At 69.0% G+C, this 24524-nt stretch carries 22 protein-coding genes and 1 tRNA gene; 14 read left to right on the forward strand and 9 right to left on the reverse strand.

Features of this window, described 5'->3' with window-relative positions:
- The first annotated feature begins 276 nt into the window (after nt 1–276).
- Both ML342_RS05620 and ML342_RS05625 read left to right on the forward strand, forming a co-directional pair.
- A complete protein-coding gene (locus ML342_RS05620) occupies nt 277–537 on the forward strand; it encodes a helix-turn-helix domain-containing protein (RefSeq protein ID WP_240126031.1) in 261 nt (86 codons plus the stop codon).
- The gene (locus ML342_RS05625; RefSeq protein ID WP_240126033.1) at nt 534–2207 is read left to right on the forward strand and encodes a SulP family inorganic anion transporter; all 1674 of its coding nucleotides are present in this window, start codon (nt 534–536) and stop codon (nt 2205–2207) included. Before ML342_RS05620 ends, ML342_RS05625 begins: the two co-directional genes overlap by 4 nt.
- On the opposite strand, the gene ML342_RS05630 is transcribed toward ML342_RS05625, so the two are convergent.
- From ML342_RS05630 to ML342_RS05640, 3 genes are all read right to left on the reverse strand, one after another.
- The gene (locus ML342_RS05630) at nt 2186–3583 is read right to left on the reverse strand and encodes a PhoH family protein (RefSeq protein WP_240126035.1); all 1398 of its coding nucleotides are present in this window, start codon (nt 3581–3583) and stop codon (nt 2186–2188) included. The two genes, ML342_RS05625 and ML342_RS05630, sit on opposite strands and share 22 nt — an antisense overlap.
- Nucleotides 3584–3665: 82 nt before the next feature.
- Complete coding sequence (locus tag ML342_RS05635; protein ID WP_240126036.1) at nt 3666–4139, reverse strand: peroxiredoxin; 474 nt, start codon at nt 4137–4139, stop codon at nt 3666–3668.
- 14 nt (nt 4140–4153) lie between these two features.
- On the reverse strand, nt 4154–4714 hold the full coding sequence (locus ML342_RS05640; RefSeq protein WP_240126037.1) for a glycine cleavage system transcriptional repressor: 561 nt from the start codon (nt 4712–4714) through the stop codon (nt 4154–4156).
- A gap of 180 nt (nt 4715–4894) precedes the next feature.
- Between ML342_RS05640 and dapA the strand changes: the two genes are divergently transcribed.
- Nucleotides 4895–5800 carry a 4-hydroxy-tetrahydrodipicolinate synthase gene (dapA, locus tag ML342_RS05645; RefSeq protein WP_240126039.1) on the forward strand — a complete coding sequence of 302 codons (906 nt, stop codon included), beginning with the start codon at nt 4895–4897 and terminating at the stop codon, nt 5798–5800.
- A gap of 12 nt (nt 5801–5812) precedes the next feature.
- Nucleotides 5813–6316 (forward strand): hypothetical protein, encoded by a 504-nt coding sequence (locus ML342_RS05650; protein WP_240126040.1) that lies wholly within the window; start codon nt 5813–5815, stop codon nt 6314–6316.
- A 103-nt stretch (nt 6317–6419) separates the two neighbouring features.
- Here the strand turns inward: ML342_RS05650 and fdxA are convergent, their stop codons facing one another.
- Nucleotides 6420–6743, reverse strand: coding sequence for a ferredoxin FdxA (gene fdxA / locus ML342_RS05655; RefSeq protein ID WP_240126042.1), 324 nt, complete (start codon nt 6741–6743; stop codon nt 6420–6422).
- Between the two features lie 124 nt (nt 6744–6867).
- Nucleotides 6868–6943, reverse strand: a tRNA-Glu gene (locus ML342_RS05660).
- Between the two features lie 212 nt (nt 6944–7155).
- Between ML342_RS05660 and pcnB the strand changes: the two genes are divergently transcribed.
- From pcnB to pgi, 6 genes are all read left to right on the forward strand, one after another.
- Complete coding sequence (gene pcnB, locus ML342_RS05665) at nt 7156–8430, forward strand: polynucleotide adenylyltransferase PcnB (RefSeq protein ID WP_439655173.1); 1275 nt, start codon at nt 7156–7158, stop codon at nt 8428–8430.
- Nucleotides 8427–8936 carry a 2-amino-4-hydroxy-6-hydroxymethyldihydropteridine diphosphokinase gene (gene folK / locus ML342_RS05670; protein WP_240126045.1) on the forward strand — a complete coding sequence of 170 codons (510 nt, stop codon included), beginning with the start codon at nt 8427–8429 and terminating at the stop codon, nt 8934–8936. The genes pcnB and folK overlap by 4 nt, the downstream gene beginning before the upstream one ends.
- Before the next feature lie 66 nt (nt 8937–9002).
- Nucleotides 9003–9818 carry a 3-methyl-2-oxobutanoate hydroxymethyltransferase gene (panB, locus tag ML342_RS05675; RefSeq protein ID WP_240126047.1) on the forward strand — a complete coding sequence of 272 codons (816 nt, stop codon included), beginning with the start codon at nt 9003–9005 and terminating at the stop codon, nt 9816–9818.
- Nucleotides 9815–10669, forward strand: a complete 855-nt coding sequence (gene panC, locus ML342_RS05680) for a pantoate--beta-alanine ligase (protein WP_240126049.1) — start codon at nt 9815–9817, stop codon at nt 10667–10669. The genes panB and panC overlap by 4 nt, the downstream gene beginning before the upstream one ends.
- 99 nt (nt 10670–10768) lie before the next feature.
- Nucleotides 10769–11149 (forward strand): aspartate 1-decarboxylase, encoded by a 381-nt coding sequence (panD, locus tag ML342_RS05685; RefSeq protein ID WP_240126051.1) that lies wholly within the window; start codon nt 10769–10771, stop codon nt 11147–11149.
- Nucleotides 11150–11160: 11 nt separating this feature from the next.
- Nucleotides 11161–12666: a glucose-6-phosphate isomerase gene (gene pgi / locus ML342_RS05690; RefSeq protein ID WP_240126052.1), complete on the forward strand. Its 1506-nt coding sequence runs from the start codon at nt 11161–11163 to the stop codon at nt 12664–12666.
- 154 nt (nt 12667–12820) lie between these two features.
- Here pgi and ML342_RS05695 read toward each other — a convergent pair whose 3' ends face one another.
- Nucleotides 12821–13552, reverse strand: coding sequence for a response regulator (locus ML342_RS05695; protein ID WP_240126054.1), 732 nt, complete (start codon nt 13550–13552; stop codon nt 12821–12823).
- Between the two features lie 33 nt (nt 13553–13585).
- On the opposite strand from ML342_RS05695, the gene ML342_RS05700 reads away from it, so the two are divergent.
- Both ML342_RS05700 and ML342_RS05705 read left to right on the forward strand, forming a co-directional pair.
- A complete protein-coding gene (locus ML342_RS05700) occupies nt 13586–15601 on the forward strand; it encodes a hypothetical protein (RefSeq protein ID WP_240126062.1) in 2016 nt (671 codons plus the stop codon).
- A gap of 29 nt (nt 15602–15630) precedes the next feature.
- Entirely contained in the window at nt 15631–16251 is a 621-nt protein-coding gene (locus tag ML342_RS05705) for a YdbL family probable chaperone protein (protein WP_240126063.1), read from the forward strand.
- Nucleotides 16252–16295: 44 nt separating this feature from the next.
- Here the strand turns inward: ML342_RS05705 and ML342_RS05710 are convergent, their stop codons facing one another.
- Complete coding sequence (locus ML342_RS05710; protein WP_240126065.1) at nt 16296–18062, reverse strand: ABC transporter transmembrane domain-containing protein; 1767 nt, start codon at nt 18060–18062, stop codon at nt 16296–16298.
- Nucleotides 18063–18156: 94 nt separating this feature from the next.
- Between ML342_RS05710 and ML342_RS05715 the strand changes: the two genes are divergently transcribed.
- Complete coding sequence (locus ML342_RS05715; RefSeq protein ID WP_240126066.1) at nt 18157–20997, forward strand: bifunctional diguanylate cyclase/phosphodiesterase; 2841 nt, start codon at nt 18157–18159, stop codon at nt 20995–20997.
- Here the strand turns inward: ML342_RS05715 and xseA are convergent.
- Complete coding sequence (gene xseA / locus ML342_RS05720) at nt 20966–22570, reverse strand: exodeoxyribonuclease VII large subunit (protein ID WP_240126068.1); 1605 nt, start codon at nt 22568–22570, stop codon at nt 20966–20968. The two genes, ML342_RS05715 and xseA, sit on opposite strands and share 32 nt — an antisense overlap.
- Nucleotides 22571–22629: 59 nt before the next feature.
- Here xseA and ispG point away from each other — a divergent pair, with 59 nt between their 5' ends.
- The gene (ispG, locus tag ML342_RS05725; protein WP_240126070.1) at nt 22630–23883 is read left to right on the forward strand and encodes a flavodoxin-dependent (E)-4-hydroxy-3-methylbut-2-enyl-diphosphate synthase; all 1254 of its coding nucleotides are present in this window, start codon (nt 22630–22632) and stop codon (nt 23881–23883) included.
- A 30-nt stretch (nt 23884–23913) separates the two neighbouring features.
- On the opposite strand, the gene ML342_RS05730 is transcribed toward ispG, so the two are convergent.
- On the reverse strand, nt 23914–24477 hold the full coding sequence (locus ML342_RS05730; protein WP_240126072.1) for a hypothetical protein: 564 nt from the start codon (nt 24475–24477) through the stop codon (nt 23914–23916).
- Nucleotides 24478–24524 lie beyond the last annotated feature (47 nt).

Consider the following 24524-nt stretch of genomic DNA (forward strand, 5'->3'; position numbering starts at 1 on the left):
GACACGCAACGCCGGCCATGCGCCGGCGTTTTGCTTTTTCGCCCGTTGCGACGTTCCCAGCGCAAGCGCGATCGTCTGTCGATCGCGGCGCGGGGTGGTCATGCCTGGCGACAAGACGCGCCCGAGCGGTTCGACGCCAGTGCGGCGCCCGCATGAGGCGCATGCATGCGCATGTCGAAGCCTGTTCGAAAAGATGTTTAAAACATCATTATGGATATTGATTGAATGATTATGGATGCTTAGAGTCTCTACATTGATATGTCGGGATGCTTTGCCATGCTGACCGCCGCGCAACTGAAAGCCGCCCGGGCGCTGCTCGGGATCGACCAGAGAACCCTGGCGCAGATGGCCGGGCTGTCGCTGCCGACCATCCAGCGCATGGAGGCCAGTGACGGCAACGTGCGCGGCGTGGTGGAGTCGCTGACGCGGGTGGTCGAAGCGCTGGACGCCGCCGGCGTGGAACTGATCGGTGAGGGCGCGGCCAGTCTCGACGGGGGCCGCGGCGTGCGGCTGAAGGCGCGGAGGACGCCGGCATGATCGCCATCGTGGAGGCCGCACGCGCGGGCCTGCTGCGGCGCGAGCACTGGGGGCGCAACCTGGCGGCTGGCGCCATCGTCGGGGTGGTGGCGCTGCCGCTGTCGATGGCATTTGCGATCGCCTCCGGGGTGCGGCCGGAACAGGGGCTGTACACCGCGATCATCGCCGGCATCGCGGTGTCGCTGTTCGGCGGCTCGCGGGTGCAGATCGCCGGACCGACCGGCGCCTTCATCGTGATCCTGGCCGGGGTGGTGGCGCAGTTCGGGGTGGACGGCCTGCTGCTGGCGACCCTGATGGCCGGGGTCATCCTGCTGGCCATGGGCTGGGCGCGGCTGGGTTCCGTGATCCGCTTCATCCCCGATCCGGTGATCGTCGGTTTCACCGCGGGGATCGGCGTGATCATCTGGGTGGGGCAGTGGCAGTACTTCTTCGGGTTGCCGGCGCCCGGCGCCGGGCCGTTCTACCTGAAGACCTGGACGCTGCTACAGGCGCTGCCACAGCTGCATCCCGCCACCACCGCCATCGGCCTGCTGAGCCTGGCGCTGACGCTGTGGGGCGCGCGGATCCCCGGGCTTTCACGGGTGCCGGGGCCGCTGCTGGCGATGCTGGTGGCGACCGTGGCCGTGCAGGCGCTGCATCTGGATGGGGTGGCGACGATCGAGTCCACCTTCGGCGCGATTCCGCGCAGCCTGCCCAGCCTGCAACTGCCGCAGGCGCATTTCGACCGCTGGATGACACTGCTGCCGTCGGCCTTCACCATCGCCATGCTGGGGGCGATCGAGTCGCTGCTGTCGGCGGTGGTGGCCGACGGCATGGCCGGCACCCGGCATGATTCCAACCAGGAGCTGATCGGGCAGGGCATCGCCAACATCCTTTCGCCGCTGTTCGGCGGGATCGCCGCCACCGGCGCGATCGCGCGCACGGCCACCAACATCCGCAACGGCGGCACCAGCCCGCTGGCGGGTGTCGTGCATGGGCTGACTCTGCTGCTGATCCTGCTGATATTCGCGCCGTATGCGGGCAAGGTGCCGCTGGCGGCGCTGGCGGCGATCCTGTTCGTGGTGGCCTGGAACATGAGCGAGGCGCATCGCGTCCTGCGCCTGCTGCGGTATGCGCCACGATCAGACGCCGCCATTCTGGTGATCACCTTCGCGCTGACCGTTCTCACCGATCTGGTGGTGGCGGTCAACATCGGGGTGATCCTGGCGATGTTCCAGTTCATGCGTCGCATGAGCGCGGCGGTGGAAGTGGTCGAGCACGGAGCGCACAGCCTGCGCGCGCAGCTGGCCCAGGCCGGGCTGCAGACGCTGCCGCCGGGCGTGGTGGTGTATGCGATCGACGGGCCGTTCTTCTTCGGCTCGGTGGATTCGCTCGAGCGCGCGCTGTCCTGGTCGCAGCAGCCGCCCCGTCATGTGGTGCTGTGGCTGGAGCGGATGCCGGTGATCGATGCCACCGGCCTCAAGCGGCTGGAGTCCACGGTCGAGGCCCTGCACCGCCGCGGGGTGAAGGTCGTGCTGTGCGGGGCCAGTCCGCGCGTGCTGCGCAAGCTGGTGCGGGCGCAGCTGGTGCGGCGCGACCATCCGGACGGCTATTTCGCCGACCTGGCCACCGCGCTGCGCGCGCTGCACGAGCGCACGCAGGAGGAGGATCAGAGCACGTCGGAGGCGTAGTCGGCCAGGCGCGAGCGCTCGCCGCGGCGCAGCGTCACGTGCGCGCTGTGCTGCCAGGACTTGAAGCGGTCCACGGCATAGGTGAGGCCGGAGGTGGTCTCGGTGAGGTAGGGCGTGTCGATCTGCTCCACGTTGCCCAGGCAGACGATCTTGGTGCCGGGGCCAGCGCGGGTGATCAGCGTCTTCATCTGCTTGGGCGTGAGGTTCTGCGCCTCGTCCAGGATCAGGTAGCGGGACAGGAAGGTGCGCCCGCGCATGAAGTTCAGCGAGCGGATCTTGATGCGGCTGGCCAGCAGGTCGTTGGTGGCCGCGCGGCCCCAGGCGCCGCCCTCCTGGTTGTGGGTGAGCACCTCGAGGTTGTCGGTCAGCGCGCCCATCCACGGCGTCATCTTTTCTTCCTCGGTGCCGGGCAAGAAGCCGATGTCCTCGCCCACGCTCACGGTGGCGCGGGTCATGATGATCTCACGGTAGCGCTGCTGGTCCATGGTCTGCGCCAGGCCCGCGGCCAGCGCCAGCAGGGTCTTGCCGGTGCCGGCGGTGCCGAGCAGGGTGACGAAGTCGATCTCCGGGTCCATCAGCGCGTTGAGCGCGAAGTTCTGCTCACGGTTGCGCGCGGTGATGCCCCAGACCGCGTGCTGGCCGTGGCGGAAATCGTCCACGATCTGCAGCACCACTTTGCCGTCCTGCAGGCGCGCCACCTTCATTTCCGACTGTTCGTCGCCGGGCAGGAATACGAACTGGTTGGGATACCAGTTCTCGCCCTTGCCAGCGGTGATCTCGTAATAGGTGCGGCCCTTTTCGGTCCACGATTTGAGGTCTTGCCCGTGGCGCTGCCAGAAATCCTCCGGCAGCGGGGTGGCGCCGGTGTAGAGCAGGCTGAAATCGTCCAGCGCGCGGTCGTTCTCGTAATCCTCGCTGACGATGCCGGCGATCGACGCCTTGATGCGCAGGTTGATGTCCTTCGATACGAACACCACCGGCGTCTCCGGTTCGGCCTCTTTGAGGGCGAGGATCGCGCCAAGGATGTTGTTGTCCGGGATTGCGGTGCCGAAGCGCTTGCCGGCATCGAAGTCGCCGGTCTGAAAGCGCAGCCGGCCGATGCTTTCGGCGCCGCGCAGCTGCACGCCCTGGGGGCGTCTCAGGGCGATGCCCTGGCTGACGTCGCTGCTTCCGTGTGCTTCGATCAGCTCGTTGAGGAAGCGGCTGACCTGGCGCGCGTTGCGACTGGCTTCGGAGGTGCCTTTCTTGCCGTTGTCCAGTTCCTCCATCACCTGCATCGGCAGGTACACATCGTGCTCCTCGAACTTGAACAGTGCGGTCGGGTCGTGCATCAGCACGTTGGTGTCGAGGACGTAGATGCGCTTGCTTCGGGTCATGCGGTAGCTCCTCGGGTCGGACGGCGGCGAACCACCGCATCCCGCGTGGCGGGGCAGTGGGCGGGGAGGGGAGCGAGGACGATCACTGGGCTTGGGCGGCCTGCAGCGCGTCGAGCACGGCCTGCGCATGGCCCGGCACCTTCACCGGCTGCCATTTCATGCGCACCACGCCGGCGGGGTCGATCAGGAACGTGCTGCGCACGATGCCGAGGTACTCGCGGCCATACAGCTTCTTGGGCTGGACCACGCCGAAGGCGTCGCACAGGGCGCCGTCGGCGTCGCTGACCAGGTCGAACCCGAAGCCCTGCTTGGCGCGAAAGTTCTGGTGGGATTTGAGCGAATCCCTGGAGACGCCGAGAACTACGGCGCCCGCGCGCTCGAACCTGGGCAGCAGGGCGTTGAAATCCAGCCCTTCGGTGGTGCAGCCGGGGGTGGAATCCTTGGGATAGAAGTACAGCACCAGCCATCGGCCGGCGGCATAACGGGCCAGCGTTGCAGCTTGGCCACTGGTCAGCGCGAGCGGAAGATCAGGAATGCGGTCGCCGATGTCGATCATCGTGCGGCTCCGGTTCAGTATTTCATCGGATCCATGATGGCGTCGAGGTTCAGATGGTCGCAGAACTCCAGGAAATCCTCGCGCAGGGCGGCGATGTGCATGTCGGATGGAACACCGATCGTGAGCTGGGCCGAGAACATGTCGGCCCCGGTCTGCATCGCGCGATAGCGCGTGCAGTGCAGGCTCTCGATGGTGATGCCCTGGTGATCGAAGAAGTCGGCGATCTGGTAGAGGATGCCCGGCTTGTCGGCGGCGATCACTTCCACCACATAAGGCAGCAGGTTGGATTGCAGCGATTTCGGGCCGGTGCGGTACCACACCAGCTTCAGCCCTTCCTCGCGCTCCAGCTTGGCCAGCATGGTTTCGAGCTTGGCCACCGCGTCCCACGAGCCAGTAGCCAGCGCGGTGACCGACACATCACGCCCGACCGTGGCCAGACGCGCATCGACCAGATTGCATCCGGAGTCCGCGATGCGGCGGGTGACCGCCAGCAGGGGAGACTGCGGATGCGTGGTGTACGCGTTGATCAGCAGGTAGTTTTCGTTCGGAGATGGGCGGGAGGCAGTCTTGCTCAATGCGCGATACCGAAAGCGAGGGGGAAATCCTGCCGCATGCGGCGGCTGAACGGAAGTCAGGATACTTGCCGCCCCTTTCCGGCCGCAAGTAAGATCGACTAGCCGTGAACTTCGCGGCGTCCATCCGTTCGTCCACAGCTTCGCAGTGCGGCTTCGGTCGCGCGTTCATCGGATATCCCCTTGCGACTTTCCGGCAGCATCACCGCACTGGCCACGCCGTTCACCGCGGCGGGCGATATCGACTTTCCTGCCTGGGAGCGCTTGCTCCAGGCGCAGCTGGCCGCCGGCACCCAGGCGGTCGTGGTGGCCGGCTCCACCGGCGAGGCCGCGGCGCTGTTCGATGATGAATACGAGCGCCTGCTGCGGCGCGCGGTGGACATCTGCGGCGGCCGCATTCCGGTGCTGGCCGGGACTGGCCAGTCCAACACCGCCAAGACGGTCCAGGCCACCCAGCGCGCCGCCCGCTGCGGCGCGGATGCGGCGCTGGTGGTGACACCCCCCTACGTGCGCCCCACCCAGGCAGGGCTGCTGGCGCATTTCCGCGCGGTGGCCGACGACGGCGGGCTGCCGGTGGTGCTCTACAACGTGCCGGGCCGCACCGGCTGCGACATGCTTCCGGACACCACCGGCGAGCTGTCGCTGCATGCCAACATCATCGGCATCAAGGAGGCGCGCGCCGAGGAAGAGCGCATGCAGGCCCTGCTGCCGCTGCGGCGCGAGGAGTTCGTGGTGCTCAGCGGCGACGATCCGACCGCCCTGCGGGCGATGCGTGCCGGCGCCGACGGGGTGATCTCGGTCGCATCGAACGTCGTGCCGCGCAGCTTTCGCTTGCTGTGCGATGCGGCACGCAGCGGGGATTTCGCGCGTGCCGAGGCGATCGATGCGCAGCTGGTCGAGCTTTATCACTTCCTCGGCATCGAGCCGAACCCGATCCCGGTCAAGGCCCTGCTGGCGCTCGATGGCATCGGCCATGGGCTGCGGCTGCCGCTGCAGCCGCTATCATCCGCCCATACTGCCCAGGCGGAGCGTTTGCTTGCGCTCGTCCACCGACTCGAACACGCCCACGGCCGCAGCGACGCGGCCTGACAGGAGAACCCGATGTTTCATCCCGCTTCCCGCATCTCCAAGGCTGCCGCGCCGTTGGCTGCCGTCCTGCTGCTGACCAGCCTGTCCGGCTGCCATTGGTTCAAGAAGAAAAACGAGCTCTATACCCTGAGCGGCGAGGCGCGCCCATTGGAAGTTCCGCCGGATCTGGATCGCCCGGCGGCCGACAAGGCCATGGCGCTGCCGGCGGCGACCAGCGTCAGTACTGCGTCCACGCGCGCGCAGGCGGCGACCGGCTTTTCCGTCGCGGCCGATCGTGATGCGGTGTTCGCCAAGGTCGGGGAGGTGCTGGCGGCCACGCCCGGGGTGCAGATCGCCAGCAAGGCCGAAATCCTCGGCACTTACGACATCGATTACATGGGCAGCAAGTTTCTGGTGCGCGTCACCAAGGCCGGCGATGGCGCGTTCGTCTCCGCCGTGGATCCGCGCGGGCTGCCGCCCAGCGGTGAGGCCGCGGGCAAGCTGATCGCGGCGCTCAAAGCGGCGATCGCGCCGTAACCGCGGGCCTGGCGCAGGTCCACGAATGCACGCAGGGCGCCATCGGGCGCCCTGCGTCATATCGACCCGTGGCTAGGTGGCGGCGGTGGGAGGGGGCTGCCCCTCAGCGTTCCAGCAGCGCGAGTTTTCCGGGTTTACCGTCCCACTCGGCGTGGTCCGGCAGGGGGTCCTTGCGCACGGTGATCACCGGCCATTGTTTGGCCAGCTCCGCGTTCAGGCCGATGAAGACTTCCTGGCCGGCCGGCACGTCTTCTTCCGGGAAGATCGCGCCGACCGGGCATTCGGGTTCGCACAGGGTGCAGTCGATGCACTCGTCGGGATCGATCACCAGGAAGTTCGGGCCTTCATGGAAACAGTCCACCGGACACACTTCGACGCAGTCGGTGTGCTTGCACTTGATGCAGTTTTCGGTGACGACGAAAGGCATGGGGCATCCGTGGGGCGATGGTGCGTTACGCGTAGTTTAACGCTGCGGCCTGCGCGATAGCAGGCATGCGGCGGGAGCGCAAAACGCGAAGGCCCGCGTCGGTGACGCGGGCCTTCGATGGAAATGGCGCTCCCTACGGGATTCGAACCCGTGTTTTAGCCTTGAGAGGGCCACGTCCTAGGCCTCTAGACGAAGGGAGCAAAGCAGTCATGCCGGTTGGACGTCCGGCTCGGCGGGGTCGGAGCGACGCGCCGAGCTTGCTAGTATAGAGGGCTGGCCTCGCCATTGGCAACGCCCGACCGTCATCTCTCCCCGCCTCGATTGCATGACCGATTCCGACCCCTCTTCCGCCGCGCCCATCCCCCATCTGCGCGTGATCCCGCGCGATGTGCACGGGGTCTCCCGCAAGCAGATGAGCGCCAATGCCCTGCGCGTGCTGTATCGCCTGCGCGAAGCCGGCTTCGGGGCCTATTTGGTGGGCGGCGCGGTGCGTGACCTGCTGATCGGTGGGCACCCGAAGGATTTCGACGTGGCGACCGACGCCACCCCGGAGCAGGTCAAGGCGCTGTTTCGCAACTGCCGGCTGATCGGTCGCCGGTTCCGCCTCGCGCACGTCATCTTCGGGCAGGAAATCATCGAGGTCGCCACCTTCCGCGCCAATGGCGGCGACGACACGGGAGACCGTGAGACCGACGATGCTGGTCGCCTGCTGCGCGACAACGTGTACGGGACGATCGAGGAAGATGCAGTGCGCCGCGACTTTACCGTCAACGCGCTGTATTACGCGATCGAGGATTTCTCGGTACGCGACTATGTGGGCGGCTATGCCGACGTGCAGGCGCGGGTGTTGCGTCTGATCGGCGATCCCGAGGCCCGCTACCGCGAGGACCCGGTCCGAATGCTGCGCGCGGCGCGGCTGGCGGCCAAGCTCGGCTTCACCATCGCGCCGGCGACGGCGGCGCCGATTCCGCATCTGGCGCCGCTCTTGGCCGAATCCTCGCCCGCGCGCCTGTTCGACGAGTCTCTCAAGCTGTTCTTGAAGGGGCATGCGGTGGCCAGCTTCGAGCAGCTGGACGCCACCGGCCTGCTGCCGGTGCTGCTGCCCGAGACCGCGCAGGCGCTGGCAGCCAATCCTTCCGGTGCGCTGCGGCGGATGCTGGTGCAGGGGCTGCGCAATACCGACATGCGAGTCGCCAATGACGAGCCGGTATCGCCGGCGTTTTTGTACGCCGTCCTGCTGTGGCCGGCGTATTGCCGGGCGCTGGCGCAGTTGCAGGCGCAGGGCATGCCCTTGGCCGAGGCGCAGCGGCGCGCGGCCGATCGGGTCACCCTGCATCAGCTCGCGCGCACTGCGCTGCCGCGCCGGTTCTCGCTGCCGATGCAGGAGATCTGGCTGCTGCAGCCGCGGTTCTCGCTGCGCCAGCGCAAGCGCGTGTTCCGCCTGCTGGCGCATCCGCGCTTCCGTGCCGCGTTCGACTTCCTCGAACTGCGGTTGGCGGCTTCGGATTCGCATGCGGCCGACGTCGCCTTCTGGCGCGAGGCGCAGCGGCACCCGGCCGCTGTCCTGGAGACCCTCGCCAGCGCGCCGGTCGTACCCGAAGCGGCGGTGCCCGAGCAGGGCGAATCCGCGCCGGAGGCTCCGCGCAAGCGTCGGCGCCGTCGGCGCAAGCCGAGGAGCGAGGCATGAGCAGGCCGGTGCGCGCCTGCATCGGGATCGGCGCCAACTTGGGCGATCCGGTGGCGGCGGTGCGCGCGGCGATCCAGGCGCTGCAGTCGCTGCCGGAGTCGCGCCTGGTGGCGGTCTCGCGTCTGTACCGCACGCCGGCTTGGGGGCGCGTGGACCAGCCCGATTACGTGAATGCCGCCGCCGTGCTGGAGACTGCGCTTTCTCCGCGCCAGTTGCTCGACGCGCTGCTGGCGATCGAGCAACACGCCGGTCGCGATCGGGCGAGCGAGCATGCTTCGGGCCGCTGGGGGCCCCGCGTGCTCGATCTCGACCTGTTGCTGTATGGCGAGCGAGTGATCGACGAGCCTGGGCTACGGGTGCCGCATCCGTATCTGCACGCGCGCGCCTTCGCGCTGGCGCCGCTGGCCGAAATCGCGCCCGATGCGCCGTTCCCCGGCCACGGCCGCGTGGGCGAGGCGTTGCGGGAAGTCGATTGCAGTGGCGTGGAGGCGATCGATGATCTCTGATGGCGCTGCCTGCGGCGTTGCGTCCAGTGTGCGCCATAATGCGGGCCCCTATCCCGGAGCCCTTCGATGAGCGTTCATGCCGAGCGAAAATCCTGGAGCGTGCCGCAGCTGGCGCAGGCGCGCGCCGAGGGGCGCCGCCTGGTGATGCTGACCTGCTACGACGCCAGCTTCGCGCGGGTGCTGGACGATGCCGGGATCGACCTGATCCTGATCGGCGACTCACTGGGCATGGTGGTGCAGGGGCATGACTCCACCTTGCCGGTCCGCGTCGAGGACATCGTCTATCACACTGCGGCGGTGGCGCGCGGGGCGCCGCGCGCGCTGAAGATCGCCGATTTCCCGTTCGGCGCCGACGCCACCCCGGAGCAGGCCCATGCCGCGGCAGTGCGCTTCATCCAGGCGGGCGCGGCGATGGTCAAGCTGGAAGGCGCTGGCCACAAGCTGGACATCATCCGCTTTCTGGTCGCGCGCGAGATTCCGGTATGCGCGCACCTGGGCCTGACTCCGCAGGCGGTGCTGCGCATGGGAGGGTTCAAGGTGCAGGGGCGCGAGCAGGCGGCGGCCGAGCGTCTGCGCGCCGACGCGCTGGCGGTGGCGGAGGCGGGCGCGGCGCTGCTGGTGCTGGAAGGCGTGCCGGCCGCGCTCGCGGCGGAGATCACCGCCGCCAGCCCGATCCCCACCATCGGCATCGGCGCCGGCCCCGGCTGCGACGGCCAGGTGCTGGTGCTGCACGACCTGCTGGGGATCGATACCGGCCACCGCAAGCCCAAGTTCGTCAAGGATTTCCTGGCCGAGGGCGGCTCCATTGCGGGGGCCGTGCGTGCTTACGCCGAGGCGGTGCGCAACGGAACCTTCCCGAGCGCGGAGCACAGCTACACATGATCGAGACGATCACCCGACTGGAGACGCTACGGGCGCGGATCCGCGATTGGCGGCGGCAGGGCCTGACGGTCGGCTTCGTGCCGACCATGGGCAATCTGCACGCCGGCCACTACTCGCTGATCGAGCTGGCGCGGCAGCATGCGGATCGGGTGGTGGCCAGCGTCTTCGTCAATCCCACCCAGTTCGGCCCGAACGAGGATTTCTCCCGCTATCCGCGCACCCCGGAAGCCGATGCGCGTGGGCTGCAGGAGGCCGGCTGCGACGTGCTCTGGCTGCCCGATGTGGCCACGATGTATCCGTTCGGACTGCAAGCGGCGGCCAGCGTGCACGTGCCGGGCGTGAGCGCGGTGCTGGAGGGCGCGGCCCGGCCCGGTCATTTCGACGGCGTGTGCACGGTGGTGACGCGCCTGTTCAACCAGGTGCAGCCGGATCTGGCGGTGTTCGGACGCAAGGATTACCAGCAACTGGCGGTGATCCGCCAACTGGTCGCCGATTTGCAGATTCCGGTGCAGATCCTGGCCGGCGAGATCGTGCGCGATGCCGATGGGCTGGCGCTGAGTTCGCGCAATCAATACCTGTCGCCCGAGGAGCGCGCGCTGGCGCCCGCCCTCCATCGCACGCTGCAGGCGATGCGCGATTCCGCCTTGCAAGGCCTGCCGCGCGCGCGGATCGAGGCCGAGGCGGACGCGGCGCTGCGTGCGGCCGGGTTCCAACCCGACTACGCGGTGATCCGCCGCCCGGATTTCAGCGAGCCGGCAGACGGCGAGCGCGGCGCGCGGGTGGCGCTGATCGCGGCGCGCCTGGGCCAGACCCGGCTGATCGACAACCTCGAGTTCGACCTGCCTGCCTGAGCCCGGAAGCGGCGTGATTTGTTGCGCTGCGCCATCGCGGCCTATACTTCACAGGCTGTGCGCGAATGCGCGCGGCCCCGTGCCACCGGAGTTCCCCCCATGCAACTGACACTGCTCAAGGGCAAGATCCACCGCGCCACCGTCACCCACGCCGAGTTGCATTACGAAGGGTCGTGTGCGATCGACGGGCGGCTGCTGGACATTGCCGGCATTCGCGAATACGAGCGCATCGAGATCTACGATGTCACCAGCGGTGAACGCTATTCCACTTACGCGATCCGCGGCGAGGAAGGCTCCGGGGTGATTTCGGTCAATGGCGCGGCGGCGCACAAGTCGCAGGTCGGCAACCTGATCATCATCTGCGCCTATGTGCAGTGCGATGAGGCGGAGGCGGCCCAGCACAAGCCGGTGTGCGTCTATGTCGATCGCGAAAACCGTCTGACCCATACCAATCATTCGATGCCCAAGCAGGCCGCCTGAGGCGCCGGGCCATGCTGCATGAGTTGCAGGCCCATGCGCAGCGGCTCGCAGCGACGCCGCTCTCAGCCCTGATCGCCGCTGACCCGGCGCGCGCCGAGGAATTCGCGCTGCGCTGCGGACCGCTGTATGCCAACTTCGCACGCCAGCGCTACGATCGTGCGGCGCTGCAGGCGCTGTTCGAGATCGCCGATCGCGCCGACCTGAGCGGCGCCATGCGCCGGTTGCTGGAGGGGGAGCCCGTCAACCTCACCGAGGCGCGTCCGGCGCTGCATAGCGCGCTGCGCAGCGACCTGGCGCGCTCGGCCTTCGCTCTGGCCGCACGCGCGCAGGCGCTTTCGGCGCAGCTGCGGATGCGCGAGCTGGTCGCGGAGCTGGAGGCCAGCGACGTCACCGACATCGTGAGCATCGGCATCGGTGGCTCCGATCTCGGGCCACGTCTGGTGGTGGATGCGCTGGCAAGGCCGGATGCGCGCTTCAACGTGCATTTCATATCCAATGTGGACGGGCACGCGGCGCAGCGGGTGCTGGCGAGGCTGGCGCCGGCGCGTACCGCCGCGGTGATGATCTCCAAGACCTTCACCACCCAGGAAACCCTGCTCAACGGCGCCATCGTGCGTGATTGGCTGGGCGATGCTTCGCGGCTGTATGCAGTGAGCGCCAACCCGCAGCAGGTGGCCGAGTTCGGCATCCCGCCCGAGCGCACCTTGCCGATGTGGGATTGGGTCGGCGGGCGCTACTCGCTGTGGTCGGCGGTCGGGTTTCCGATCGCGCTGGCGCTTGGGATGCATGACTTCGAGCAGTTGCTGGAAGGCGCGGCCGAGATGGATGCGCACGCGCTGCATGCGCCGCCGCGTGAGAACCTGCCGGTGTGGCATGCGCTGACGGCGGTATGGAATCGCAATGGTCTGCATGCCTCGACCCAGGCCGTGCTGCCGTACGACGAACGGCTGCGCCTGCTGCCGAGCTATCTGCAGCAGCTGGTGATGGAGAGCCTGGGCAAGTCGGTGCGGCTGGACGGGAGCGATATCGACCTGCATACCGTCCCGGTGTGGTGGGGAGGCGCCGGCACCGATGCCCAGCACAGTTTCTTCCAGGCCCTGCACCAGGGCACCCAGGTGGTGCCCGCCGACTTCATCGGCGTGATCCGCGCCGAACACGCCTATGCCGACAATCACGCCGCGCTGCTGGCCAATCTGCTGGCGCAGACCGAGGCGTTGGCCAACGGCCAGGACAGCGAAGATCCGCATCGCCGCTACCCTGGCAACCGTCCGAGCACGCTGTTGCTGCTGGATGCGCTGACGCCGCGGACGCTGGGAATGCTGATCGCGCTGTACGAGCACAGCGTGTATCTACAGTCGGTGCTGTGGCAGATCAATGCCTTTGACCAGTTCGGCGTGGAGTTGGGCAAGCAGTTGGCACGGCGCCTGCTGCCGACGCTGGATGGGGTGGGCGAGGCCAGCGATCCGGTGACGCAGGCGGTCCTGGATGCGCTGCGTGCCAGCAGCGTGAAAGGTTAGGGAGACTCCGAGCAACCCCATCCAGGCGGCGTTGTCAGCCCGCGCCGAGTCCGGTATGGGCCCGGACTCGGCTCACACGCATCCATCACTTGCATGATGGATGCGCGGTCGGCCCTCCATGGCCGGCGGGAACCTCCGAGTTGATCAGAGTTCCCTAATCGAACTGGTCGGGCGACTCTTCCAGCAGGGTCTCGATCGCGCTCTCCACCGCGCGCAGCGCGTCCGGATCCAGGAGCGCGGCTTGCAGCGCACGGACGGCGGCGTCCAGGCGGGTGGCGCCGACGAATCCGCAGCTGGCCACCAGCCGATGCAGCTCGGCGCGCAGGGCCGGGATGTCGGCATGAATGGCGGCTTGCACGATCCGCTGCCGCTGCTGCGGCAGTTCGGTCAAAAACAGGCGGCGCATGGCCTGTAGATGCGCGCTCTGACCCCCGAGCACGCTCAGCGCGGCGGCATCATCCCAGTCCGCCGGAGGCCGGCTGCCGCTCGGCAAATGTCGCCGCAGCGCTTCACGCAGGGCCGCCGCGGTGATCGGCTTGAGCAGTACTTCGCTGAAGCCGGCGGCGCGCAGGTGGGCGTGCAGGTCGTGATCCGGATCGGCGGTATGGGCCAGAGCGGGGGGAACCGGTTTGCCACGCGCGCGCAGTCGACGCAGGAGATCCGCGCCGGCGCCATCGGGCAGATTGGCGTCCACCAGCAGCAGGTCGAAGTCCTGCTGCTGGCAGGCAGCCTCACTATCGGCGAGCGTCTCTGCCAGATGCACCCGCGCCGGCAGCGCGGATGCGACTGCGGTCATGAACGCGGCGCTGGCCGGATCGTCCTCGACCAGCAGCACCCGCGGTGCCATCGAGGGGGAGAGTGGAGATGCGGAGACAGTCGGGGTCATGCGTGCGGTCCCTGCGCTTTGTATGCTGCGGCCATGGCGCGTCCGATCCTAACCTGTGGCCTGGGCCTGCTGGCAGTGCTGGCCGCGCCCGCGCTGCAGGCGCGCAGTGCGCAGCTGCAGGTGGCCCGGGTCGCAACGCCGGCCGGCTCCGTGGAGCAGCTACGGATAAACCTGGACTGGCCGGCCAATGCCGAGGCCGGCACCCTCGCACTGGAGGCCGCGCGGGTGGACCTGCCGGCGCTGGGCGGCCGCCTGCGCGCGGTGCGCTGGCGCTGCCCGCTGCAGCGGTTGCCGGGGTCCGGCTGGACCTGCGCGGGCGCGCTGCGCGCTGCCGGCATCGCGCCGATGCGGCTGGCGATCCGGCTGGACGAGACGGCCCTGCGCGCCGAGCTGGCGCGCGCCGGCACCCGCGTGCAGCTGGCGCGCGAGGCGGCCCGGCCGGACCAGTTCGCGCTGGTGCTGCAGCAGGTCCCGCTGGCGTGGATGCAGGGCCTGCTGGAACAGGCCTGGCCGCAGGCGCGCTTCAGCGGCGGTCGGCTGGATGCAACCCTGCGCGTGCAGGCGGATGCGCGCGCCATGCAGGCCGAGGGCCCGCTGCAGTTTGGCGCACTCGGGCTGCAGAATGACGACGGCAGCATCGCAGGCGAAGGCCTCGGCGCGCGCCTGCAGCTGCGCTATCGCGCCGAGGCGGGGGCGACGCGGGTCGCCGTCGCCGGGGAACTGCGGGGCGGCGAGTTCCTGGTCGGCAATACCTATGTGGCCCTGCCCGAAACCCCGGTCGGGGTGCAGGTGGAGGCGGTCCAGCAGGGGCGGGATGGATGGCGATTGCCGCGCATCGTCTGGGACGACGGCGCGGTGCTGGCGGCCACCGCGCAGGCGGCGCTGGATGCCGAGGGCCACCTCGACCGCCTGTCGGTGCAGGCGCGCAGCGACGACCTCGGCCCGCTCAAGCCGCGCTATCTCTCGGGATGGATGGGGCTGGCCGGGCTCGGCGGGGTGGACCTGCACGGCGGCCTGGCCCTGCAGGCCGAGGTGCAGGACGGGCGATTGCAGGCGCTGCAGGCCAATCTGCGGCAGGTGGACGTGCGCGATCCGGCCGGCCGCTTCGTGTTCGACCGGTTGCAGGGCGATCTGCGCTATTCCGCAGGCACGCCGGTCGCCAGCGTCCTGCAATGGCAGGGCGGGCGGCTGTATGGCCTCGAGTTCGGCGCCGCAGCGCTGCCCTTCACCAGCGCCGGCGGCGTGCTGGCCCTGCCGCAGGCGACCGTTCCGCTGTCGGGCGGTCGCCTGACGCTGCGCGATGCGGTGATCCGGCCGCCGCGCGATGGCGATGGCCTGGAGGTCTATTTCGGGCTGCGTCTGGCCGACGTCGATTTCGGCCAGGTGGCGCAGGCGCTGGCCTTGCCGGCGTTCCAGGGGCGTCTGCAAGGCGACATCCCGCGCGCGCACTACGCCCGCGACCGGATCGAGTTCGAGGGCGGGCTGCAGCTGGGAGTGTTCGACGGACGGGTGACGTTTACCTCGCTGGCGCTGGAGCGTCCGTTCGGAACCGCGCCCAGCCTGAGCGCGGACATCGCCCTGCGCGGGCTGGACTTGCTGCGGCTGACCGAGGTGCTGGGCTTCGGCAGCATCAGCGGGCGCCTGGACGGCCGCATCGACGGCCTGCGCCTGGTGGACTGGACGCCGGTGGCATTCGATGCCTGGCTGGCTACCGCCGATGCGCCGGGCGTGCGCCGCCGGATCAGCCAGCGCGCGGTGCAGGACATCAGCCGCGTTGGCGGGGCTTCGCTGGTGCAGTCCCTGCAGGGCCAGCTGATCGCGCTGTTCCAGGATTTTGGCTATCGCCGGATCGGGATCGGGTGCCGGCTGGCGAACCAGGTCTGCGCCATGTCCGGCCTGCGTTCAGAAGGCAACGCCTTTACTATCGTCGAAGGTCAGGGCCTGCCGCGGCTGGATGTGGTGGGTCACAACCGCGTGGTGGACTGGCCCACCCTGGTCGAGCGCCTGATGGCCGCGGGCAAGGGCGACGTGGCGCCGGTGATTCATTGACGCAGCACAGCTAACGAGGGAGACGGACCATGAAGCAGTGGATGGGCGTGCCGGTGGTGGGGGCGTTGCTGCTCAGCGCCTGCGTGACGATCAACGTGTATTTCCCGGCGGCCGAGGCCAAGGAGGCGGCCAAGGAGTTCGTCGAGAAGGTCATCCAGAATGCCGACAAGGTCGAGGTGAAGGAGATGCCGCCCGCCGGCGGTGGCGGCATGGCGATGCGGCAGGTCATCCGCAGCGACCTGTCCGGGTTCGATCCCTGGGTGTTGGTGGGCATCGGCAGCGCGCAGGCGCAGGCGGCGCCCGACATCACCATCAAGACCCCGGCGATCCAGGCGATCCAGACCCGCATGGAAGCACGGTTCGCCAGCATCCTGCGTGCTGGATTCGACAGCGGCGCGCTGGGCTTCACCGAGGACGGCTTCATCACCGTGCGCGATCCCTCGAAAGTGGACCTGAAGGACCGGGTGGCGCTGAACTCGGCGGTGGCCGACGACAACCGCGACCGCAAGGCGGTGTACCGCGAGGTGGCGGTGGCCAACGGGCATCCGGAGTGGGAAGACCAGATCCGCGCGGTGTTCGCGCGCCAGTGGATCGCCAGCGCGCGCCCGGGCTGGTGGTACCAGTCCGGCGGTAGCTGGAAGCAGAAGTAAGCGCTGGCTGCGCCCGCGCCCTTACCGGACGGGGCGCGTCCGGATCAGTCCAGGAACTGCAGTTTCGCCAGCTCGGCGTATAGCCCGCCCTGCGCCAGCAGCTGCGCGTGGGTGCCTTCGGCCACCACTTGCCCGGCGTCCATCACCACGATGCGGTCGGCACGCAGCACGGTGGCCAGCCGGTGCGCGATCACCAGCGTGGTGCGCCCGGCCATGAGGTGCTCCAGCGCGGTCTGCACCGCGCGCTCGCTCTGCGCGTCCAGCGCGGACGTCGCCTCGTCCAGCAGCAGCACCGAGGCGTCCTTGAGCAGCGCGCGCGCGATCGCGATCCGCTGCTGCTGGCCGCCGGACAGGCGCGCGCCGCGCTCGCCCAGCTCGGTGGCATAGCTCTGCGGGAGCCGACGGATGAACTCGTCGGCTTCCGCCAGGCGCGCCGCCTGCTCCACTTCGGCATCGCTGGCCTGCAGCTGGCCGTAGCGGATGTTGTCCCGCGCGCTGGCGGCGAAGATCACCGGCGCCTGCGGCACCAGCCCGATCGCTTCGCGCAACTGCACCGGATCCACCTGGCGGATGTCGATGCCGTCCACCAGGATGCGGCCGGCCTGCGGGTCATGGAAGCGCAGCAGCAGCGCCAGCACGGTGCTCTTGCCGGCGCCGGACGGGCCCACCAGCGCCACCGTCTCGCCGGGCGCGATGCGCAGGCTGAAGTCGCGCAGGGCGGGGCGTTCGGGGTGCTGCGGGTAGTGGAAGGTGACGTGCTCGAACGCGATCTCGCCACGCAAAGGGCGCGGCAGCGGGCGGGGCTGCGGTGGGGCCACGATAGTGCGCGGCTGGCGCAGCAGGTCGTCGATCCGGCCCATGCCGCCGGCAGCCTTCTGCAACTCGTTCCAGACCTCCGCCAGCGCCGCCACCGAGCCGCCGCCGAATACCGCGTACAGCACGAACTGCAGCAGGGTGCCGGCGCTCATGCGCCCGGCGATCACGTCGTGCGCGCCCGACCACAGCACCAGCGAGATCGCGCCGAAGAACAGGGTGATGGTGATGCCGGTCATCAGCGCCTGCGCCGTGATCCGCCGCCGCGCCACGCCCACCGCATGCGCCACTGCCTGCGCGAAGCGGCCCTGCTCGTAGGTTTCGCGCGCATGCGCCTGCACCGTGCGCACCGCGCCCAGGGTCTCGCTGGCCAGCGCATTGGCTTCGGCCACCTTGTCCTGGCTGTGGCGCGCGACCTTGCGGATGCGGCGCGCGCCGAGCACGACCGGCACCACCGCGGCCGGAATGCCCAGCAGCGCCCACGCCGCCAGCCGCGGACTGGTGACGAACAGCATCACCAGCGCGCCGATGGCGGTGATGCTGCTGCGCAGGGCGATCGACATCACGCTGCCGACCAGGTTGCGGATCAGCTCGACATCAGCGGTCAGGCGCGAGACCAGCTCGCCGCTGCGGGTGCGGTCGTGGAACTCGGCATCCAGCGAGATCAGATGCGCATACAGACGGGTGCGCAGGTCGGCCACGACTTTCTCGCCGAGCAGGGAGACGAAGAAAAACCGTGCCGCGGTCGCCGCCGCCAGCACCAGCGCGACCAGGAACAGCAGCAGGAAGGCGCGGTCGATCTCGCCGGGCGCACCGCTGCGGAAGCCATGGTCGATCATGGTCCGGAACGCGACCGGCAGGCTCAGCGAGGCTGTGGAAGAGACGCCCAGGGCCAGCAGCCAGGCCAGGAACAGGCCACGGTGGCGCTTGAGAAACGGCCACAGGGCGCGCAGGGAACCGAGGGGCGCCTTGATGCGCGCCGGCGCAGAGGAGGTCATGCCGGCATTTTATAGCCATGGGCGTTTGTGCTTGCGGGGTGGATGGCGCAGGTGCGATTGGGAAGGCAATATGGTGGGGATAATGAACGCCTCCTTGACAGCCCTTCCGTCCGCGCACTCCGGCCCGGTGTACGTCCCCGCATTCGCGGGGCTGGAGGGGGTGGCGCAACGTCTGGCGCGCACCCTTCCAGAGGGCGCGTGGGTGCAGGTGACATGGCGGCAATCCGAACTGGGCGAGGGGAGCGATGCCACCCCTGCGGACGTGCCGCAGGAGCCGCCTGCGTTGCGGCAGGAATGGCAGGGCCCGCATGGGGCATCCCTGATGCTGTTGGCCGAGTGTCCATCGGACTGGCCGGAGGAGGCGCGGCAGGCCTGGCTGCGCACGGCCTGCCAGCAGCTGGAGCTGGCGCTGGAGTTGACGCTGGCCAATCGCGCCATCGTCTCGCTGCAGCGCTCCGAGCGGCTGCGCCAGGCGCTGTTCGAGATCGCCGATCTCGCCGGCAGCAACCTCGAGTTGCCAGTGATGCTGCGGCGGGTGCATGCGATCGTTGGCGAGCTGATGTGCGCCGAGAATTTCTATGTCGTGCTGTATGACGAATACCGGCGCACCATGCGCTTTGCGTATTTCGTGGATCAGCTCGATCCATGGGGTAACGATCCGGAGCGTGAGATCGCACTCGCCGATGGCGACGACAGCCTGACCATCCGCCTGCTGCGCACCGGCGAGTCTTTGCGTGGCTCCTCGCGCGAGCTGCGCGAGCGCCTGGGAATTGCGTTCAACGAGAACTCCGGCCCGGACAGCGCGGACTGGCTGGGCGTGCCGATGCGCCGCGATGGGCGCGTGGCTGGTGCCTTGGTCGTACAGAGCTATCGCCAGGCCGGGGTGTATTCCGAGGACGATCGCGAGCTGCTGACCTATGTGGCGCAGCATGTGCTGATCGCGCTGGATCGACGCGAGGCGCGCAGACGGCTGGAGGCGCGGGTGGCCGAGCGTACCGCCGAGCTGCAGCGGACGAACGAAGAGCTGCAGATCGAAATCTTCGAGCGGCAGCGGGTGCAGGAGATCCAGCGCGCGCTGTTCCGGATCGCCGAGCTTTCGATGACCAGCGACACCCTGACCCAGTTCTTCGCCGAGATCCACGTCACGGTCAGCGAGCTGGTCTATGCGCACAACTTCTACATCGCCATCCTGTCCGAGGATGGCGGCATGCTGGAGTTTCCGTATTCGGTGGACGAGCGCGATCCCGAGCGCAAGCCGCGCCAGCTCGCCGACGGCCTGACCGAATACGTGATCCGAAGCGGGCAGCCGCTGCTGGCCGACCGCGAAAAGATCATGGCGCTGGTGGCCGAAGGCAAGGTGCGCATCCATGGCAGCATGGCGCACTGCTGGCTGGGCGTGCCGCTGTTCCGCGAAGACAAGGTGGTCGGCGTGATCGCGGTGCAGAGCTATTCCACTGACATCATGTTCAGCCAGCGCGATCAGGATTTGCTCACCTTCGTGTCCTTCCACATCGGCAGCAGCCTGGCGCGCAAGCAGGCGCAGGACCGGCTGGTGCAGGCCTATGCCAGCCTCGAGCAGCGCGTCAGCGAGCGCACCCGCGAGTTGGCGGAAGCCAATGCCGAGCTGATGGAGCAGATCGGCGAGCGCATCCGGATCGAACGCAAGCTCCTGCACCAGACCATGCACGATGCGCTGACCGGACTGCCAAACCGGCTGCAGCTGCTCGAGCGCCTGACCCGCGCCATCGCCAATGCGCGTAGCCAGCCAGACACCTGCTTTGCGGTGCTGTTCATGGATCTGGACCGCTTCAAGCTGGTCAACGACAGCGTGGGGCATGCGGTCGGCGATGAGCTGCTGGTGGAGGCCGGGCGCCGGATCGTGGCCAGCGTGCGCAGTGAGGACGTCGTGGCGCGGCTGGGTGGCGATGAGTTCGCCATCCTTGCCGAAGGACTCGACGGCCCCGGTATGGCCGAAGATCTGGCGATGCGGGTGCTGGCCGCGCTCAACGCGCCGGTATGGGTGGCCGGCCGCGAACTGTTTCCCAGCGCCAGCATCGGCATCGCGCTCTGGCATCCGCGCTACAAGAACGGCGAGGAGATGCTGCGCGATGCGGATGCCGCGATGTACCGCGCCAAGGCCGATGGCCGCGACCGCTACGCGCTGTTCGACGAACAGATGCACCGCGCGGCGATGCGCAGCCTGGACATGGAGATGGATCTGCGGCGCGCGATCCAGGCCGAGCGCTTCGTGCCGTATTACCAGCCGATCGTGGACATGGCCAGCGGTGAGCCGGTTGGCCACGAAGCGCTGCTGCGCTGGCACCACGAACACAATGGGCTGCTGGTGCCGGGCGAGTTTCTGGATGTCGGCGAGGACAGCGGTCTGATCGAGCAGATCGACTGGCTGATGTACGCCAAGGTGATCGATGACGTGGCGCGCCATGGGCTGTCGGGCTATGTGGCCATCAACGTCTCGCCGCAGCACTTCCGCGCCCCGGATTTCGCCGAGCGCCTGCTCGCCCTGCTGGATCAGGCCGGGCTGGCGCCAGCGCGGATCCGGGTGGAGATCACCGAGGTCGCCCTGCTGGACGATGCGCCGCGTACGCTGGAATGCCTGGCGCTACTGAAACGGCACGGGGTGCTGGCGCAGTTGGACGATTTCGGCACCGGGTTCTCGGCGCTGTCGTATTTGCACCGGTTCCCGATCGCCAGCCTGAAGATCGACCGCAGTTTCGTGGCGGGGCTGGAGGGCGACTCCAGCTCCGAGAGCGTGGCGGTCATCCGCGCGATCGCGGCACTGGCCGGCAGCCTCGGCATCGAGCTGATCGCGGAAGGTGTCGAAACCCGCCATCAGCGCGATCGCTTGCTGGCGCTGGGCGTCGGCTGCGGGCAGGGTTTCCTGTTCAGTCCGCCGGTGCCACTGCCGGCGGCGTGACCGCGCCAGCGGCGGACGTCGCAGGAGGCAGGCCAAGCTGCTGGCGACCTTCCACCCGCAGGAGCAGATATCCGTCGCTGACTTGCGCGCGCAGGCGTTCGCCCGGCGTGACGTCCGCCACCCTGCGCACGATCTGACCTTGCTCGCGCAGCAGAATGCTGAAGCCGCGGGCGATCGTCGCCGTCGGGCTGACGGCATGCAGCGAGCGCACCAGGCCTTTCAGGCGCAGGAGATCGTGCTGCAAGCGAGCCGCGAGCAGCGCCTGCGGGCGGTCGGCCAGCCGCGCTAGCCGTAGACGCGCGGTGTGTAGCTGACGTTCCAGCAGCTGCTGCGGCCGTGGACGCAATGCCTCCAGCCGTTGCCGCAGGCGCTGCAACAGGTGCTGCGGGTGCTCGCGGCGTAGCGTGACGGCGGCGCGCTGCAGGCGTTCGCGCACGCGCTGCAGGCTTCGCTCGAGTGCGCGGTGCAGACGCGGATGGGTGTGCTCCAGCACCGCCCGCAGATGGGCCAGCCGCTGCTGCGGATGTTGCTGACGCAGCACGGCGCCGGCATGGCGCAGGTCGGCGGCATCGCGTTCGAGACGGCGCCGGATCGCCGCATGCAGACGTTGGCCGGCCTGCCGCAGGCGCTGGCGCTGGAGCGCCAGGCGCGCCTGCGGATGCTGGGCGGACAGGCGCAGCCACGCGCGATCCGCGCGCTGCGCGGACTGCTGCAGCGTATTGGCATAGCTGGCGTGCAGGCGCCGCGCGAGGGCGCCCAGTTGCGCGGCCAGTGCCGCGCCATCCGGTGCCAGCACTTCGGCGGCGGCCGAGGGGGTGGGCGCGCGCACGTCGGCGGCGAAGTCGGTGAGCGAGAAATCCGTTTCGTGCCCGATCGCGGAGATCACCGGTGTCGCGCAGGCCGCCACCGCGCGCGTCAGCGCTTCGTCGTTGAAGGCCCACAGGTCTTCCAGCGAGCCGCCGCCGCGTGCCAGCAGCAGCACGTCGTAGCGGCCGCAGGCATCGGCCGCCTGCAGCATCGCGCGGATCTTGGCCGCGGCGCCTTCGCCCTGCACCGGCACTGGCAGTAGCTCCACTTCCAGCAGCGGAAAGCGCCGGCGCAGCACGCTCACGATGTCGCGGATCACTGCGCCGGTGGGCGAGGTGAGCACCGCGATCCGGCGCGGGAACTTCGGTAGCGGGCGCTTGCGGTCGAAATCGAACACGCCCTCCGCCTGCAGGCGCGCCTGCAATGCCTCGAACGCGCGCCGCAGGGCGCCTTCGCCGGCTTCTTCCAGGGTGTCGCAGACCAATTGGCAATCGCCGCGCGCCTCGTACAGGGTGAGCCGACCGCGCGCCACCACGCGCATGCCGTCGCGCGGGGTGAACTTCAGCCACTGGCTCTTGGGCCTGAACAGGGCGCAGCGCACCTGCGCGCGCGCATCCTTGAGGTTGAAGTACAGATGCCCGGAACTCGGTCGCGAGAGACTGCCGATCTCGCCTTCCACCTGCACGTTCGGGAAGCTGCCCTCCAGCAGCTCGCGTGCCAGCGTGTTGAGCTGGCTGGGCGTCAGGATGCGTTGCTCACGAGACATGTCGCATAGGATATGACGCGCAGCCGGCAGCGGCCCGTCGGGCCCGCTAAAATGCGCGCATGGACACGCCCCCCACGCAGCGCTTCGGCCCCGAACCCCGCCACGTTACCCGTCAAGTGGAAATCGGCGGGGTGAAAGTGGGCGGCGGCGCGCCGGTGGTGGTGCAGTCGATGACCAATACCGACACCGCCGACGTCGCCGCCACGGTGAAGCAGGTGGCCGAGCTCTGGCGCGCCGGCTCCGAGCTGGTGCGGGTGACGGTGAATACCGCGGAGGCCGCCGCAGCGGTGCCGCGGATCGTGGAAAAGCTCGACCGGATGGGCATCCGCGTGCCGATCATCGGCGACTTCCACTACAACGGCCACACCCTGCTGGCGAACGAGCCGGCCTGCGCGGAAGCGCTGGCGAAGTACCGCATCAACCCCGGCAACGTCGGCTTCGGCAAGAAGAAGGATGCCCAGTTCGCGCAGCTGATCGAGTTCGCCATCCGCTACGGCAAGCCGGTGCGGATCGGCGCCAACTGGGGCTCGCTGGATCAGGCCCTGGCGGCGCGCCTGATGGACGAGAACGCCCGGCGCGCCGAGCCGTGGGACGCCGGGCGGGTGATGCGCGAGGCGCTGATCCTGTCCGCGCTGGAGTCGGCGCAGCGCGCGCTGGAGCTGGGCCTGCCGAAGGAACGCATCGTGCTCAGCGCCAAGGTCAGCGGGGTGCAGGAGCTGATCGCGGTCTACCGCGAGCTGGCCATGCGCAGCGATTTTGCCCTGCACCTGGGACTGACCGAGGCCGGCATCGGCAGCAAGGGCATCGTGGCGTCCAGCGCGGCGCTGGCGGTGCTGCTGCAGGAAGGCATCGGCGACACCATCCGCGTCTCGCTCACCCCCGAGCCGGGCACTTCGCGCACCCAGGAAGTGGTGGTGGCGCAGGAGCTGCTGCAGACCATGGGGCTGCGCGCGTTCACGCCGATGGTCACCGCCTGCCCGGGCTGCGGCCGCACCACCTCCGAGTTCTTCCAGGAGCTGGCCCGCGTGGTGCAGCAGCACGTGCGCGCGAAGATGCCGGAGTGGAAGATCAGCCATCCCGGCGCCGAGAACATGACGCTGGCCGTCATGGGTTGCGTGGTGAACGGTCCGGGCGAGTCCCGTCATGCCAACATCGGCATCAGCCTGCCCGGCACCGGTGAAGCGCCGGTGGCGCCGGTGTTCATCGACGGTGAGAAGGCCACGACCTTGCGTGGGGACAACATCGCCGCCGAGTTCATTGCGCTGATCGACGACTACGTGGACCGCCGCTACCGGGCTGCCCGCCAGGACTGACGGCGCGCTCGCGTCGCTCGCATTACTTCATTACTTCGCGGCCGGCAGGTAGTGTGCCGGCAGCGCCAGCCCGGGGCTTTCGGCTTCCCACATCAGCGACACGATCCACCAGCGCCTGCCGTCGTTCATCAGCTGGATCGTATTGATGCCGCGCATCGGCGGGGCGTCGCCGGCAACCTTACCCTCGTAGGTGCTGAACACGTGCGCGATGTGGCCGAACTGCTCGGTGCGCCGCGCCAGCTCGCGTTCGTGGAAGCCGCGCTCGACCAGCAGCGGGCCGGACAGCGCGATGTAGTCGTTGACAGCCAGCAGGCGCATGCCGACGCTGCCGTCCGGGCGCACGCCCACCGGCATCATCCGCCCTTCCGGAATGAACAGGGAGCGCAGGCGGTTCCAGTCGCGCGCCTTGCCGACGGGGCCGGAAATCACGTCGTACAGCGCCGCGATGATCGCGTCGAGGCTGGCCACATCCTGTTCCGCGGCGGCCGGCACGCTGTAGTTGACGGGCTGCGGCGGAGGCGGCGTGGCAGGCGGGGTCTGGGCCGCCGCGGGCGCGGCGAGGGCGGCGAGCAACAGCAGCAGGGCAGGGCGCATCGGCGGCTTTCCGTGGATAGGTGCGCCAGGAATACCACTGCGCGGGC

Source organism: Thermomonas alba (assembly GCF_022419205.1).
Classification (GTDB): domain Bacteria; phylum Pseudomonadota; class Gammaproteobacteria; order Xanthomonadales; family Xanthomonadaceae; genus Thermomonas; species Thermomonas alba.